The following is a 15,058-nucleotide window of genomic DNA, read 5'->3' on the forward strand; positions in this document are numbered from 1 at the left end:
CATGCTGCACCTTAATCTCTTCATATTCGGCTGCGGACATCATCGGGCGGCCTGGCGCCATCCTGCCTCGGCTGTGGAACGCCTGGGCGACATCGGCTACTACGAAGAACTGGCACGCATCGCAGAACGCGGCAAGCTGGACGCGATCTTCTTCGCCGACGGCGCCTCGGTCAGCCACATCGAGGACGGACCGCGCTGGTATCTTGAGCCGCTGACCATGCTGGCGGCAATCAGCCGCGCAACCGAGCGCATCGGCCTGATCAGCACGGTTTCGAGCACCTTCTATACGCCGTTCCACGCGGCACGCCTGGTCGCTTCGCTGGACCATATCTCGGGCGGGCGCATGGGCTGGAACGTGGTGACGTCGATGTTCGACGCGGAGGCGCGCAATCACGGCTACGAAGCCATGCCCGATCACGCCTGGCGCTACGGCCGAGCAGAGGAATTCATCGACGTCGTGCTGCGGCTGTGGGACTCGTGGGCCGACGACGCGCTGTTGCTGGATCGCGCACAGGGCATCTACGGGGAAGCCGACCGAATCAGGCCCATCAATCACCACGGCACCCATTTTCTGGTGGACGGCCCGCTGACCGTGCCTCGTCCCCCGCAAGGCCATCCCGTCCTGTTCCAGGCAGGCGCGTCCGCCGAAGGGCGCGACCTGGCGGCCCGCCGCGCCGAAGCCATCTATGCGGTCGCCTACGATCTCCCGGCTGCCCAGTCCTACTACCGGGACATCAAGCGCCGCGTCTGGGAAGCCGGCCGGACGGAGCCGGTACCCATCATGCCCGGGCTGGTGGCATATGTGGCCTCGACGGAAGCGGAGGCCCGCGCCAAGCAGCGCGAGCTCGACGAGCTGCTGCCATCGGAGGCATCGCTCAGGCAACTGGGCATGTATCTGGGCCAGGACTGCGGGGACTGGGACCTGGACGCGCCCGTCCCGCCCCTCTCACCGCTGTCGGCGTTCGAAGGCCCGAAAGGCCGTTACGCCACGATCCTGCGCATCATCGAGGCCGAACGGCCCACCGTGCGCCAGCTACTGGGGCGGCTGGCCGCCGGCGGCGGACATTGCACCATGGTCGGCACACCCGAGCAGATCGCCGACCAGATGGAATACTGGCTCACCCACGAAGGCGCCGACGGATTCAACCTGATGCCGCCCACCCTGCCCGGGGGCATCGAGGATTTCGTCGAGCAGGTCGTCCCGGTGCTGCAGAAACGCGGGCTGTTCCGCACGGACTACGGGACCAGCACGCTGCGCGGCCACCTGGGCTTGCGCAGGCCACGCGGCAACACGCCGGGACGTGGCCGCCGATAAAGCCCAAAACGACAGAGCCCAAACCGAAGTCCGAGCTCTGACCGAATCCTGGAGCGGGCGATGGGAATCGAACCCACGACGTAAGCTTGGGAAGCTCAAGTTTTACCATTAAACTACGCCCGCGTTCGTAAGCCTTTGACTTACGAGGCCTGAAGATTGGCCTGTGCCGCCCGGGTGCCGCGTGTCGCGGCGTTTGAGTAAAATCAGAGTCTACCCAACCCAGCTGCAGCCCAACAGTTTACCCCATTTTGAATTTCTCCAAAGCTCCCTTGCCCCCTCTCACAGCCCAGGATCCGTCCGGCAGCACCCACATCCGCAGTTTCGTCCACCGCCGGGCTCACATCACTCCCAGCCAGGAACACGCCATCGTCCAATGGCTGCCGCAATGGTCCGTCCCGTACCGGAACGAACCCCTGGACTTGGCACAGGCCTTTGGCCGCACGGCGCCCACCATTCTGGAGATCGGCTTCGGGATGGGAGAAACCACGCAGCAGATCGCACAAGCACGGCCAGAGGACAACTTCCTCGGTGTGGAAGTCTTCAACGCCGGTGTGGGCGCTCTGCTCAAACGCATCCACGAGAACGACCTGCACAACGTGCGCATCGTCCAGCACGACGCCGTCGAAGTCCTGCGCGACATGATCGCGCCCGGGGCGCTCGCGGGCGTGCATATCTATTTCCCCGACCCCTGGCCGAAGAAGCGGCACCACAAGCGGCGGCTCATCCAGCCCGCATTCATCTCGCTGCTGGCGAGCCGCATGGCCGAGGGCGCATACATCCACTGCGCCACTGACTGGGAACATTACGCGCTCCAGATGCTGGACGTGCTTTCCGGCGCTTCGGAACTCCGGAACACCTGTAACGGCTTCGCTCCCCGGCCCGACTACCGGCCGCTGACAAAATTCGAGAACCGGGGCCTGCGCCTGGGACACGGCGTCTGGGACCTGATTTTCACGCGACGCGCGCCGGCGCACGCCGCTCCAACCCTGGAGAATGCATGATGTACCCGGAAATCGAACCCTATGCGAGTGGCTTCCTGGATGCTGGGCACGGCCACCGCGTGTATTGGGAACTGTGCGGCAACCCGGAGGGCCGCCCGGCCGTCTTCCTGCACGGGGGGCCCGGTGCCGGATGCTCGGCCGCCCACCGCCGGCTCTTCGATCCGAAGCGCTACAAGATCCTGATCTTTGACCAGCGTGGCTGCGGCCGGTCCACCCCCTCGGCCAGCCTGGACCACAACACGACGTGGGACCTGGTCTCCGACATCGAACAGTTGCGGGACGTAGTGCTGAAAGCCGAACAGATGCTGGTGTTCGGCGGCTCCTGGGGCTCCACGCTGGCGCTGGCCTATTCCGAAGCCCATCCCGAGCGGGTTCGGGCGCTGATCGTGCGAGGGATTTTCCTGCTGCGTCCGGAAGAATTGCGCTGGTTCTACCAGGAGGGCGCCTCGTGGCTGTTCCCTGACTACTGGGAAGGCTACCTGGCCCCCATTCCGGAAGCTGAGCGGGGCGACCTGATCTGGGCGTATCGTCGGCGTCTGACGGGAAGTGACCCGGCTCGCCAATTGCAGGCCGCCCATGCCTGGACGCAATGGGAAAGCCGCACCATCAGCCTGCTGCTGAACCCCGAGCACATCCGGGCCCACGCGACGGACCAGGCCGCTCTGGCCTTTGCGCGCATCGAGAACCACTACTTCGTCAATCACGGCTTCATGGACGATGGCCAGCTTCTCCGCGATGCAAGCCGGCTGGCCGACATCCCGGGAGTGATCGTCCAGGGGCGCTACGATTGCTGCACCCCCGCGCGCTCAGCCTGGGACCTGCACCGTGCGTGGCCCAAGGCCGACTTTCACATGATTGCGGACGCGGGCCACGCCTTTGACGAGCCCGGGAACCTGAAGCAGCTCCTGGCCGCAACGGACCGCTACGCCCGGGACTAGTGTCCCGACAGGGCGGGTTCTCAGCGGAACCCGCCGCGCCCGAAACCGCCCAGGTTCTTCAGGCCGCCCATGGCGCGCATCATCTTGGCCATGCCGCCCTTTTTCATCTGCTTCATCATGCCTTGCATCTGGTCGAACTGCTTGAGCAGGCGGTTGACTTCCTGGACCGGCACCCCGGCGCCGGTGGCAATGCGCCGCTTGCGCGAGGCCTTGATGAGATCGGGCTTGGCGCGCTCGCGCGGGGTCATGGAGTTCAGGATGCCCTCGGTGCGCGCGAGATGCTTGTCGGCTTGCCCGCCCTGGACCTGCGCAGCCGCTTGCGCAAACTGGGCCGGCAGTTTTTCCAGCAGCGACCCCATGTCGCCCAGTTTTTTCACCTGTTGCAACTGTTCGCGGAAGTCGTTCAGGTCGAACCGCTTGTCGGATTTGAGCCGCGCCGCAAGCTTCTGCGCCTCGGCAATGTCGATGTTCTTCTGGGCCTGCTCGACCAGCGAGAGAATGTCGCCCATGCCCAGGATGCGCTGGGCCATGCGCTCCGGATGAAAAGGCTCCAGCCCGTCGAGCTTCTCGGATACGCCGACGAACTTCAGAGGCTTGCCGGTGATCTGACGCACCGACAGCGCGGCGCCGCCCCGCGCATCCCCATCGAGCTTGGTCATCACCACGCCGGTCAAGGGCAAGGCATCGGAAAACGCCCGCGCGACATTGACCGCGTCCTGACCCTGCATCGCATCCACCACGAACAGCGTCTCGATGGGTGAGAGGAGCCCGTGCAAGGCCCGGATCTCGTCCATCATCATCTGGTCGATACCCAGGCGCCCCGCGGTATCGACGAGCAGCACGTCATAATGGTGACGGCGCGCATGATCCAGTGCCAGTCGCGCGATGTCCTCTGGCTTCTGCGACGGATCGGTCGGCAGGAAATCCACGCCCACCTGCTCGGACACCGTGCGCAATTGGTCGATGGCAGCCGGGCGGTAGACGTCCGCGCTGACGGTGAGAACCTTCTTGCGGCCGGTCTTGCGGCCATGCTGCACATGACCGCCCTCGGACAACCATTTGGCCAGTTTTCCGGTGGTGGTGGTCTTGCCGGCGCCCTGCAGGCCGGCCATCAGGATCACGGCGGGCGGCTGCGTGGCCAGCGACAGCTCGGCGGCCTCGTCGCCCAGATCGCCCCCCATGAGCGCGGTCAATTCACGATGCACGACGCCGACCAGCGCCTGGCCCGGATTGAGGCTGCCGATCACGTCCTGACCCAGCGCCGCCTGCTTGACGCGAGCCACGAATTCGCGGACCACAGGCAGCGCAACGTCCGCCTCCAGCAGGGCCAGACGGACTTCGCGCAGCATTTCCTGGGTATTGGCTTCCGTAAGCCGGGCCTCGCCGCGCATGGTCTTGACGATGCGCGAGAGTCGGGAAGTCAGGTTATCGAGCATGATGCAGTATCCACGAAACTGGTTGATCCACCGATCCGCGCATAAAATGGAAGCTTTTGGAGCGCCCACCGCGCCGGACACCGATAGGACTTATGGCTGTCAGCATTGTATTTCACTTGCTTGCCGCGCTGGCCTACGCAACCCTGGGCCTTGCGCTCTGGCGGCCGATTGCCCGGGTGGACCAGGTCGCACCCACCGGCGTCATCGGCCGCAGCTGCCTCCTCGGTGCCATCGCGCTGCATGGCATTGGGCTGGCAGCAGCCGTCATTGTGCCCGCGGGGCTGCATCTGGGCTGGGCGCTGGCGCTGTCCACCGCCATGTGGCTGGGGATGATCGTATTCTGGGTCGAAAATTTCCTGCTGCGGCTGGACAGCCTGCTTCTGCTGCTGCTGCCCGTAGCAGCCGTCGTCAGCCTTCTGGCGGCCGTCTTTCCCCACGGGTACGTCGTTCCGCACGCCAACAGCGACTGGCTGCGCACGCATCTGCTGATCGCCATGATGGCGTACGGCCTCATCACGGTGGCGGCCTTGCACGCCATGCTGATGACCGTACTCGATCGCCATCTGCACCGGCCGATCGAGGCCAGGGGCGACCAGGGACCCATGGCGCGTGCAATGGCTGCCATGCCGCCGCTGCTCACCCTCGAGCAGTTGCTGTTCCGCCTGATCTGGATCGGCTTCGGCGCGCTCACGCTCACGGTGATCACCGGCATCGTGGTGTCCATGCGCCTGAGCGGCTATCCACTGCCGTTCGACCACAAGACTGTGTTCACTCTGCTGTCGTGGGTGACCTTCGGAGTGCTGCTGGCGGGTCGCCACATCCAGGGTTGGCGAGGCCGCCTTGCATTGCGCTGGACGCTCGCCGGATTTGCGTTCCTGCTACTGTCCTACACCGGGAGCCGTTTCGTCCTGGAAGTCATCCTGCATCGAGGCACCGTTGGCTAAGCTACTCATCTGGGCCGTCATCATCCTGGCCGTCCTGCTGGTTTCTCGCATTCTGAACGCCCAAAAGCACCAGGCGCGCCAGGCCGCCCGTCGACAATCGGCCGACTCGCAAGCTGCAGCCGAGACCATGGTGCGGTGCGCGCACTGCCGTATTTACCTGCCGCGCGCCGAGGCCTACATGAGCCAGGGGCAGACATTCTGCTGCGCCGAACATGCGCGGCTCGGGCTGAAAGGGTGAAGTCACCGACCGCGAGCGGAAACGACGCGGGCTGCGAGGCCAGCCGGCCTGCCGCCGAGCCGCCCGCGCCACCGCTCCACCTCGATTCCGACGGGTGGCTGCACGCCGGCACGGCGGTGCTGCACCGCCCTTCCCCGAACCACGACCAGCGGCCCGGCGCCGAGGATCCCAGCCTGCTGGTGATTCACAACATCAGCCTTCCGCCCGGGGTGTTCGCGGGCGACGCGATCATCGAGTTTTTCCAGAACCAGCTCGACATGTCATCGGACCCGTGGTTCGAGAACATCCGCAGCCTGCATGTGTCGTCGCACTTTCTGATCCGCCGCGATGGCACCATCGTGCAGTTCGTGTCGACACTGCTGCGCGCATGGCACGCCGGCGTCTCCTGCTTCCAGGGACGCGAGCGCTGCAACGACTTCTCCATCGGGATCGAGCTGGAGGGCACCGATGTCCTTCCCTACACAGAGGCGCAATACACGAGCCTCCACAGGCTGACGGCGGCGCTCCGGACGCGGCACGCGATCCGGTGGGCCCAAGGCCATGAGCACATCGCGCCGGGTCGCAAGACAGACCCCGGCCCCGCCTTCGACTGGGGACGCTTCACACGTGAAACCGGGCTTGCCAACCCGACGCTTTGACCGCAAGGAGAGAGCCCGAAACCCACTGTCAGGCTCCAGGACACCCCCCGGCCTGTCGGCCGCCTTCTCGACAGCCTCGCCCTTACGCCTTCAACAGCAGCGCATTCATGCGCTTGACGAAGGCTGCCGGATCCTTCAGAGAAGCCCCTTCGGCCAACATCGCCTGGTCCAGCAGCAGTTCGGCCCAGTCGCCGAAAAACGGATCGGGCTGCGCTTCCAGCCGTTTGACCAGAGGATGCTCGGGATTGACCTCCAGGATAGGCTTCACGTCCGGCGCTTCCTGTCCCGCGGCCTTGAGCATGCGCAACAGATGCGGGCTCAATTCATTTTCGTCCACGACCACGCAGGCCGGTGAATCCACGAGGCGCGAGGTGGCACGCACGTCCTTCACGCGGTCGCCCAGCGCCGTTTTCAAGCGCTCGATGGTGGGCTTGAAGGCTTCCGCAGCCTCGGCCTGCTGTTTCTTTTCGGCCTCGTCGGCGAGCGCATCCAGGTCCAGGTCCCCCTTCGCCACGGAGGCCAGCGATTTGCCGTCGAACTCGCGCAGGTACGACAGCATCCACTCGTCCACTCGGTCGGACAGCAGCAGGACCTCCAGCCCCTTACGTCGGAATACTTCCAGGTGAGGGCTATGGGCCGCCGCCGCATGGGAATCCGCGCTCAGGTAGTAGATCTTGTCCTGGCCTTCCTTCATGCGGCCCAGGTAGTCGGCCAGCGACACCGTCTGGGCGGGACTGTCGGCCTGAGTGGAGGCGAACCGAAGCAGTTTGGCGATCCTGTCCTTGTTGGCGGGGTCTTCGCCAGTGCCCTCCTTCAATACCTGGCCAAACTGCTCCCAGAAGACCTTGTAGTCATCCGGCTTGTTCTCCGCCATGTCTTCCAGCAAACCCAGGACTCGCTTGGCGCATCCGTCTCGGATGGTGCGCACGTCGCGGCTTTCCTGCAGGATCTCGCGTGAAACGTTCAGCGGCAGGTCGGACGAGTCCACCACACCGCGCACGAAACGCAGATAGGCGGGGAGGAGCTGTTCGGCATCGTCCATGATGAAGACGCGGCGCACGTACAGCTTCACCCCGCGGCGGGCATCACGATCCCACAGATCGAACGGCGCATGCTTCGGGAGGTAGAGCAGCTGCGTATATTCGCTGCGGCCCTCGACGCGATTGTGGGTCCACGCCAGCGGATCCTCGTAGTCGTGGGAAACGTGCTTGTAGAACTCCTTGTATTGCTCGTCGGTGACGTCGGCCTTGGGCCGCGTCCAGAGCGCATTGGCCTGGTTGATGGTTTCCCACTCGTCGGTGACGACCTGCTCGGACTTCTTCTCGTCCCACTCTTCCTTCAGCATCTGGATGGGCAGCGAGATGTGGTCCGAATAGCGCCGCAGGACCTCGCGCAATTTCCAGCCCGACAGGAATTCGTCTTCGTCGGCGCGCAGCGTCAGCGTCACGGAAGTACCACGCTCGGCTTTGTCCAGCGCAGCGACGGAAAACTCGCCCTGTCCATCGGATTCCCACAACACGGCCTGGTCGGCCGGCAGGCCGGCCCGCCGGCTGTGTACGGAGACTTTCTCCGCGACGATGAAGGAGGAATAAAAGCCCACGCCGAACTGGCCGATGAGTTGGGCATCCTTCTGCCGATCACCGGTCAATTGCGAAAAGAATTCCCGGGTGCCCGAACGGGCGATGGTGCCCAGATTGGCAACGGCCTCGTCCCGGGACAGGCCGACTCCGTTGTCCGCGATCGTGATGGTACGCGCGGCCTTGTCGAACGTCACGCGAATGCGCAGATCCGTGTCCCCGTCCATCAGCTCCGGATGGTCAATCGCCTCGAAGCGCAGCTTGTCGCAGGCATCGGACGCATTGGATACCAGCTCGCGCAAGAAGATTTCCTTGTTGCTGTACAGCGAGTGAATCATCAACTGCAGCAACTGTTTGACTTCGGCCTGAAAACCCAAGGTTTCAGGCGTCTTGGCTTCGGTTTCGATTTGACTCATGGTATTGGTAGGCTTCGGGTTGAGGATTGGGGCGGCGCGCCAGCCAGCGGCGTCCCCCGCTGCCCGTACAAGTGGGGACTGCCAGCCGGAATTCAAGACGAGAGCCGCAGCCACCGGTCGGTGCGCCTCCGCTCCTCGAAAATTCTGGCGCGGTGGCCAGCGCGTTTACGGCGTGGACGGCGGCACCGGCGGCGGCAAGGGCTGATGCGGGTCGGGTCCTCCCACGTGCGCGCGGCCGGGCGGCAATGCCTGAAGCTGGGGCATCTCGACCGTGGACACGGGGCCGGTAAGCTGCGCCCCATGGCGGCGGATGATATCCGCAATCTTCAGCAGCACGTCCTGCTGCACCTCCAGGTACTCGTTGTAGTCCGTGCTGACCGTGAAGGCATACAGGAAGAGCTTGAGCGAATAGCTGCCACAACTGCTGAAGTTGAAGGCAAAGAAATCATGCTTGATGCCGGGATGGCCGCCCAGCATGGCCTGCCCTTCGGCCACGATGGCCGGAACCGCGTCGATGTCGGCGTACCGCAGGTGGATGTCTTCCATGATGCGCCGGCTGGTCATGCGCGTATGGTTGATCACCGGCTGCGTATTGAACATCGCGTTGGGCACATAGAACGGCTTGCAATCGAAGCCGATGAGCCGTGTGGCTCGCCAGCCGATATGCTCCACGCCGCCCATCAGTTCCGTCCCGGGGATGATGATGTATTCGCCAACCTTGAAGGGCCGGCTGGCAAAGATCGTCAGGCCGCCCAGCAGGTTGGCCACCAGACTTTGGGCCGCGAAGCCGACCGCGATCCCGCCCATGCCGCCGAACGCCAGCAGCCCGGCAATGGAAAAGCCCAATGCCTGCATCAACATCAGGATGGCGGTCACCACCACCGACGCTTTGGTGAGCTTGCCGATGGCATCGGCGGCCGTAGGATCCAGATCCCGGCCCCGCTCGTGCGAACGAGCGAGCAGGTTGTCCTGGATCTGCCCCACCGCCCGCAACAGGAACCACATCACGACGAGAATGATGCCCACGTCTCTCACGGGGCCGATCCCATGCGCGAGCAACGAGTCGCTGGAGACTTCGCCCACCTTGTGTTGCAGCAATAGCTGGCCCGCGACCGTCACCCCCAGCACCCAGACCAGTGCCTGAGCGGGGGTCGCTGAACCCGCCACCAAGCCATGGACCCACGAATGGCGAACGGGGTGCAGGCGCCGGGTCGCCCGCAGAAGCGCGGTGCGCACCACCACACCGACGAACAATGATCCCAGTACGGTCAGGAACACCAGAATGATGGTCTGCCACTCAAGATAAAAAGCCACAATCTGCGAAAAAATGGAATGCATGACAACTTGGGCGCGCTCCGCCCGAATTCAATAAAGTTCCAGTGTAAAAGGCGGAGCCCCCGGCGTTCAAATCACCGTTCAGAGGGGGCGCGGGGCCACCTGGGGCGGAGGGCGGAACGGCGCCACCCTGTGCCCGGTGAGACTCCACGCCCTGTTGCTCGAAACGAACCGAAGGTCTCAAACCGTAAGGATAATAATTCTTATTTGTCTTACAATGGCCCTCGTTCCCACTCCGAGAGCCACTGTCATGATGCAAACCACCCGCCGCACGTTCCTGCGCAACGGATTGATCCTTGGTGCGGGCGCCCTGATCGGCGCACCTGCGCTGCGCGGCGCGTACGCAGCCGATACCCAGACCCTGGTGCTGTACAACGGCCAGCATGCCAAGACGACGCAGGCGCTGGTCGCGGCTTTCACCAAAGCCTCCGGCATCCAGGTAGAGATCCGCAAGGGCAGCAGCACGCAACTCGCCAATCAAATCATTGAAGAAGGCTCCCGCTCGCCCGCCGACGTGTTCTACGCCGAGGAAAGCCCCCCGGTCGCCGCACTGGCGGAAAAAGGCCTGCTGACCCAACTGCCAGCCGGCACGCTCCAGCAGGTGATGCCGGGATACACCGCCAAGGACGGGAGCTGGACGGGCGTGTCGGCCCGCTGCCGCGTGACAGTATTCAACCGCGACATGGTGAAAGAATCCGAACTGCCGGCTTCGATCATGGACATGGCCACCCAGGCTTGGAAGGGCCGGGTGGGATTCGTTCCCACCAGCGGTTCCTTCCAGGAACAGATCATCGCCATCAAGCTGCTGAAGGGCCGCGACGCGGCACTCAGCTGGTTGAAGGGTCTGAAGGAATACGGCCGGGCTTATAACGGCAATATGGCGGCCATGCGCGCGGTCGAGCGCGGCGAGGTTGCCACCGGGCTGGTGAACAACTACTACTGGTTCATCGTGGCCAACGAGGTCGGCGCCGACAAGATGAAATCGGCGATCCACTATGCAGGTCCCAAGGACCCAGGCGGGCTGATCACCGTGTCGGCCGCGGGCATCCTGAAGACCGGCAAGAACCGGGCAGCGTCCGAAAAGCTGCTGGCCTTCATGACGAGCCAGGCGGGCCAGGAGGCCATCGTCGACACGGTCGCGGAATACCCGTTGCGTCCCGGGGTGAAGTCGCCCTTCGCGCTCAAGCCATTCGCTGACCTGAACCCGCCGGACGTCACGCCAGCGGATCTGGGCGATGCCGCCGATGCGCTGGCGTTGCGCCGAGAGGCCGGGCTGGCGTGACCTCTGCGAGCCACCTGATGGGTCGTCACTTTACCCGGCGACCCAACTGGATGGCGGGTGCCGCCCTGGTACCCACCCTCCTGGTGGCTCTTCCTTTGCTCTACGTTGCCGTACGGGCCGTCCATTCGGGGCTGTCCGGTGTCGCCAGCGAACTGTTCCGTCCCTATACGGCCGAACTGCTCGCCAATACCGTGATCCTGGCGACCGGCGTCATGGTGCTGGCGGCCGCCATCGGCTTATCGGTCGCCTGGTGCGTCGAACGCACCGACTTGCCAGGCCGGCAGGTATGGCGAGTCGCGGCCGGCCTCCCGCTCGCGGTCCCCGCCTTCGTGTCCAGCTACGCCTGGTCGTCCATCGCGGTCAGCTTCCAGAATCTCTGGGGTGCCATTTTCATCCTGGCCCTTGCCACCTACCCGCTGGTGTATCTGCCGGTGGCCGCCGCCCTGCGCGGCACCGACCCGGGAGTGGAAGATGTGGCCCGCTCGCTGGGACATGGTCCCTGGCGCACCTTCACCCGGGCACTGCTGCCGCAGCTTCTGCCCGCGCTGGGAGGGGGATCGTTATTGGTCCTGACCCATATGTTCGCGGAATTCGGCGCGCTGGCCCTGTTGCGCGTCCAGACCTTCACCACAGCAATCTTCCAATCCTACGAACTGCAGTTCGACAGCGCCTCCGCCGCCACGCAGTCCATCGTACTGATGCTGCTCTGCATCCCGGCCGCGTGGGCCGAGATGCGGCTGCGCGGCCGGCGCCGCATTGCGCGCACCGGCCGGGGCAGTGCGCGCGTCGCAGTGCCGATCCGCCTGGGCCGTCTCACCGGGGCGATCCTGGCCGCGTTCCTGCTGCTTGGGGTGTTGTCGCTGGGAGTACCCCTGACGACCCTGGGCTACTGGCTGATCCATGGCCGATCGGTAGGCGCGGGCTACGACCAGATCTGGCCCGCCATCCGCGGGACGGTCACGCTGGCCGGCTCCGGAGCGATCCTGACCAGCATCCTGGCGATCCCGCTGGTCCTGCTGTCGGTGCGCCATCGGGGCCGTCTGGCCCAGCTCGCGGAACGCCTGCCCTACATCGTGCATGGCCTGCCGGGCGTGGTGATCGCGCTCGCGCTGGTCTATCTGTCCATCCGGGCGGTGCCGTCGCTGTACCAGGGCATCACCGTGCTGCTGATCGCCTATGCCATCCTCTTCCTGCCGCTGGCGCAATCGTCGCTGCGAGCCTCCATCGAGCTGGTGCCGCCGCAGTTCGAAGCCATTGCCCGCAGCCTGGGGCGCCGGCCATTTCAGGCGTTCGTGGCCGTCGTCCTGCCGAATATCGCACCGGGCATCGGGGCCGCGCTGGCCCTCATGATGTTGGAAATCGTGCGCGAACTCACGGCCACCCTGATGCTGGCGCCCACCGGAACCGTGACGCTGGCCACCGAGGTCTGGTCGTACACTGCGGATGCGGAATACGCGGCGGCAGCGCCTTTTGCGGCCCTGCTGGTCGTCGTGTCCATCATCCCTGTCTGGGTCTTCACGCGCCGCATGCTGCATCAGGGCCGCTGAATCGCTGAATTCATGAGCCATATCACCATCACCGATGTTCACAAGCGCTTTGGCGAGACCACTGTCCTGCGTGGCGTCAATCTGGAGCTTTCCCAAGGTTCCGTGCTGGCACTGCTGGGGCCGTCCGGATGCGGCAAGACAACGCTGCTGCGGCTCATCGCCGGCTTCGACCCCCTGGAGCAGGGCCGCATCGCATTCGATGACCGGACCATCGCCTCGCCAAGAATCTATGTCCCGCCGGAGCGTCGGGGCATCGGCTACGTGCCTCAGGAAGGCACGCTATTTCCGCACCTCACGGTAGAGGGCAACATCCGGTTCGGCCTGCCCAGCCGGGCGAACCGCCAGCGCCGCATCCAGGAGGTTCTGGCGCTCACCGGGCTGGAAGGGCTGGGCGAGCGCTTTCCGCATGAATTGTCCGGCGGCCAGCAACAGCGCGTGGCATTGGCGCGTGCACTGGCGCCTGACCCCTCGCTGGTGCTGCTGGACGAACCCTTCAATGCGCTGGACCTGGACCTGCGCCGCAGCATGTGCGAAGACGTCACCGGAATGCTGCGGCGGACCGGCACGACGGCCGTGCTGGTCACGCACGACCCGGGCGAGGCATTTGCCGTCTCGGATCAACTGGCGGCCATGCAGGGCGGCCTCATCATGCAATGCGCACCTCCCGAGGCCGTCTACTGGCAACCCGCCAACCCGGATGTGGCACGACTGACGGGCGCCGCCATCTTTGTACCCGGCGAGGCCCACGCCGGCCGCGTCGTCTGCCCCCTGGGGGACCTGCCCGTGCACGCCAGCGTCGCGGCCGCCGGACCGGCCGTGGTCATGGTGCGGCCGGAACAGGTCCAATGGGCGACCGATGGGCCGGGCGTTCCGGCGCATGTCGACCACCGATCGTTCCGGGGCGACCACACGCTGGTCCGCTTGACGCTGGGTGAGTTGTGTCTGGATCTGCGCATGCCTTCGTTGTCGGCACCGCCGTTGAATGACCGCGTTCGCCTGCGGATCCAGGGTTCCTGCATGGCGTATCCCCGCGACGTTCAGGCCTTATGATCTCCGTCCTCGCTGTACCCTGGCTCGGAATACGGTGAAACGCCGGCCCTCACGCCGGGGCCGCACCACTCGTCACGGCACGGACTCGCGCAACCGCACGCGGAGAGCGCGCGCCACGACGAGCGACAGAACCAGCAGGCCGCTCCCGGCCCACGCAAATATGAGCGCATCCGTGAGATGATCGGCCACCCAGGCAGCCGCCATGATTCCGACGGACTGGCCCAGGAACAGGACGCAGGCAAAGAGCGACATGGCCGAACCGCGCGCCCCCGGCGCCATCTGGGTCGCATTCGTCTGCAGCGTGTTATGCAGACTGTAGAATCCGAAACCCGCCAGTGCGCACGCCACCGGCGTCCACAGCAGCCAAGGCGCATAAGCGAAGGACAAGTATCCCGCACACGACAGGATCCCGCCCAAAGCCGCGAGGCCCGTTTCGCCGATGCGCCGCAGGAGCCTGGCGGCCAGGCGGCTGTAGACGAAGCCGCCGACTGCATAAAACGCGGCAATCCCCCCCGCCGTGGACAGTGACACCTGATGATGGCGCTGCAAGAGGCTGGGAATGAAGGCCAGCGCGCCGTAGGCAAACGCACCTTCGATCGTGGTCACGGCGAGAATCCAGCGGGCTCGGGGCACCGCGAGCACGGCCGCCAGCGCCTTCAGGCCCCGGACGGCTCCGCTGGCCTGCGGGACATCCGCCGATGAGGCCCGCAGCAGCAACCCGCCCGCCACCAGGAACACCCCCGACAGCAACACAAAGACCGGGCGCCAGCCTATCCACTGCGCGATCACGCCGCTGAGCCACTGCCCGGCCAGCATCCCCGTGACGCCGGCACTGACGAGGCGCGCCAGCGCCTCCTGACGATTGCCATAGGAAACGTTATCGCCGATCCACGCCATCGCCAGGGGAAAAATGCCGGCCCCACAGCCCCCCGAGACGATGCGGGCGGTCACCAGCCAGTGCAGGTCGGGCGCCGCGAACGCCATGCCATTGCCGAACACACACGCCAGCGCGCACCCTGCGATGGTGCGCAGCTTGCCGCAACGGTCCCCCAGCGGACCGAAACATAGCTGGCAGGCGCCATACGCAATCGCGAACACGAAGATCACCCGCGCCGCCTGTCCCACCGTCACTGAAAACTCGTCCGACAGCGCCGGCAACAGCGTGTCGCAGGCCCGCATGGAGGCCAAACTGGCGAAACAACAGGCGCCCAGCAGCCACTCGATGGAACGCTGTGTGGGTTGATCAGCCATTCAATGACGGGTTGTTGCGAATCCGTTCAGGAGGGAATGCGATCGTCAATGCCGTCATCTGCGCTTCCGTATGACATCCGCCACAGGCGC

The 15,058-nt window shown here is 65.1% G+C and carries 13 protein-coding genes and 1 tRNA gene; 9 read left to right on the top strand and 5 right to left on the bottom strand.

Annotation, left to right across the window (positions count from 1 at the left end):
* The first annotated feature begins 1 nt into the window (after window position 1).
* Complete coding sequence (locus ACVCMJ_RS08140) at window positions 2–1,315, top strand: LLM class flavin-dependent oxidoreductase (RefSeq protein ID WP_447080926.1); 1,314 nt, start codon at window positions 2–4, stop codon at window positions 1,313–1,315.
* A 49-nt stretch (window positions 1,316–1,364) separates the two neighbouring features.
* Here the strand turns inward: ACVCMJ_RS08140 and ACVCMJ_RS08145 are convergent.
* Window positions 1,365–1,438, bottom strand: a tRNA-Gly gene (locus tag ACVCMJ_RS08145).
* A gap of 122 nt (window positions 1,439–1,560) precedes the next feature.
* Between ACVCMJ_RS08145 and trmB the strand changes: the two genes are divergently transcribed.
* Window positions 1,561–2,316: a tRNA (guanosine(46)-N7)-methyltransferase TrmB gene (gene trmB / locus ACVCMJ_RS08150; protein WP_447082704.1), complete on the top strand. Its 756-nt coding sequence runs from the start codon at window positions 1,561–1,563 to the stop codon at window positions 2,314–2,316.
* Window positions 2,313–3,254 (top strand): prolyl aminopeptidase, encoded by a 942-nt coding sequence (pip, locus tag ACVCMJ_RS08155; RefSeq protein ID WP_447080927.1) that lies wholly within the window; start codon window positions 2,313–2,315, stop codon window positions 3,252–3,254. The genes trmB and pip overlap by 4 nt, the downstream gene beginning before the upstream one ends.
* A 20-nt stretch (window positions 3,255–3,274) precedes the next feature.
* Here pip and ffh read toward each other — a convergent pair whose 3' ends face one another.
* Complete coding sequence (ffh, locus tag ACVCMJ_RS08160) at window positions 3,275–4,690, bottom strand: signal recognition particle protein (RefSeq protein WP_447080928.1); 1,416 nt, start codon at window positions 4,688–4,690, stop codon at window positions 3,275–3,277.
* Between the two features lie 92 nt (window positions 4,691–4,782).
* On the opposite strand from ffh, the gene ACVCMJ_RS08165 reads away from it, so the two are divergent.
* From ACVCMJ_RS08165 to ampD, 3 genes are all read left to right on the top strand, one after another.
* Complete coding sequence (locus tag ACVCMJ_RS08165) at window positions 4,783–5,634, top strand: cytochrome C assembly family protein (protein ID WP_447080929.1); 852 nt, start codon at window positions 4,783–4,785, stop codon at window positions 5,632–5,634.
* Window positions 5,627–5,872 carry a PP0621 family protein gene (locus ACVCMJ_RS08170; RefSeq protein WP_447080930.1) on the top strand — a complete coding sequence of 82 codons (246 nt, stop codon included), beginning with the start codon at window positions 5,627–5,629 and terminating at the stop codon, window positions 5,870–5,872. The genes ACVCMJ_RS08165 and ACVCMJ_RS08170 overlap by 8 nt, the downstream gene beginning before the upstream one ends.
* A 98-nt stretch (window positions 5,873–5,970) precedes the next feature.
* A complete protein-coding gene (gene ampD / locus ACVCMJ_RS08175) occupies window positions 5,971–6,510 on the top strand; it encodes a 1,6-anhydro-N-acetylmuramyl-L-alanine amidase AmpD (protein WP_447082760.1) in 540 nt (179 codons plus the stop codon).
* A gap of 82 nt (window positions 6,511–6,592) precedes the next feature.
* On the opposite strand, the gene htpG is transcribed toward ampD, so the two are convergent.
* Window positions 6,593–8,503, bottom strand: a complete 1,911-nt coding sequence (gene htpG / locus ACVCMJ_RS08180) for a molecular chaperone HtpG (RefSeq protein WP_447080932.1) — start codon at window positions 8,501–8,503, stop codon at window positions 6,593–6,595.
* Between the two features lie 165 nt (window positions 8,504–8,668).
* Complete coding sequence (locus ACVCMJ_RS08185; RefSeq protein WP_447080933.1) at window positions 8,669–9,841, bottom strand: mechanosensitive ion channel family protein; 1,173 nt, start codon at window positions 9,839–9,841, stop codon at window positions 8,669–8,671.
* Between the two features lie 247 nt (window positions 9,842–10,088).
* Between ACVCMJ_RS08185 and ACVCMJ_RS08190 the strand changes: the two genes are divergently transcribed.
* From ACVCMJ_RS08190 to ACVCMJ_RS08200, 3 genes are read left to right on the top strand one after another with little or no spacing between them, the layout of a single operon-like run.
* Window positions 10,089–11,120 carry an extracellular solute-binding protein gene (locus tag ACVCMJ_RS08190; RefSeq protein ID WP_447080934.1) on the top strand — a complete coding sequence of 344 codons (1,032 nt, stop codon included), beginning with the start codon at window positions 10,089–10,091 and terminating at the stop codon, window positions 11,118–11,120.
* Window positions 11,121–11,137: 17 nt separating this feature from the next.
* A complete protein-coding gene (locus ACVCMJ_RS08195; RefSeq protein WP_447080935.1) occupies window positions 11,138–12,667 on the top strand; it encodes an ABC transporter permease in 1,530 nt (509 codons plus the stop codon).
* A gap of 12 nt (window positions 12,668–12,679) precedes the next feature.
* Entirely contained in the window at window positions 12,680–13,717 is a 1,038-nt protein-coding gene (locus ACVCMJ_RS08200) for an ABC transporter ATP-binding protein (RefSeq protein ID WP_447080936.1), read from the top strand.
* 72 nt (window positions 13,718–13,789) lie between these two features.
* Here ACVCMJ_RS08200 and ACVCMJ_RS08205 read toward each other — a convergent pair whose 3' ends face one another.
* Window positions 13,790–14,968, bottom strand: coding sequence for an MFS transporter (locus tag ACVCMJ_RS08205; RefSeq protein ID WP_447080937.1), 1,179 nt, complete (start codon window positions 14,966–14,968; stop codon window positions 13,790–13,792).
* Window positions 14,969–15,058: the final 90 nt, after the last annotated feature.

The organism is Castellaniella sp. UC4447_H14 (genome assembly GCF_052978285.1).

Coding starts and splice junctions, on each gene's coding strand:
- ffh (WP_447080928.1), bottom strand. CDS start 4,690: ATGCTCGATAACCTGACTTCCCGACTCTCGCGCATCGTCAAGACCATG.
- ACVCMJ_RS08185 (WP_447080933.1), bottom strand. CDS start 9,841: ATGCATTCCATTTTTTCGCAGATTGTGGCTTTTTATCTTGAGTGGCAG.
- htpG (WP_447080932.1), bottom strand. CDS start 8,503: ATGAGTCAAATCGAAACCGAAGCCAAGACGCCTGAAACCTTGGGTTTT.
- ACVCMJ_RS08200 (WP_447080936.1), top strand. CDS start 12,680: ATGAGCCATATCACCATCACCGATGTTCACAAGCGCTTTGGCGAGACC.
- ACVCMJ_RS08205 (WP_447080937.1), bottom strand. CDS start 14,968: ATGGCTGATCAACCCACACAGCGTTCCATCGAGTGGCTGCTGGGCGCC.
- ACVCMJ_RS08195 (WP_447080935.1), top strand. CDS start 11,138: ATGGGTCGTCACTTTACCCGGCGACCCAACTGGATGGCGGGTGCCGCC.
- pip (WP_447080927.1), top strand. CDS start 2,313: ATGATGTACCCGGAAATCGAACCCTATGCGAGTGGCTTCCTGGATGCT.
- ACVCMJ_RS08190 (WP_447080934.1), top strand. CDS start 10,089: ATGATGCAAACCACCCGCCGCACGTTCCTGCGCAACGGATTGATCCTT.
- ACVCMJ_RS08140 (WP_447080926.1), top strand. CDS start 2: ATGCTGCACCTTAATCTCTTCATATTCGGCTGCGGACATCATCGGGCG.
- ACVCMJ_RS08165 (WP_447080929.1), top strand. CDS start 4,783: ATGGCTGTCAGCATTGTATTTCACTTGCTTGCCGCGCTGGCCTACGCA.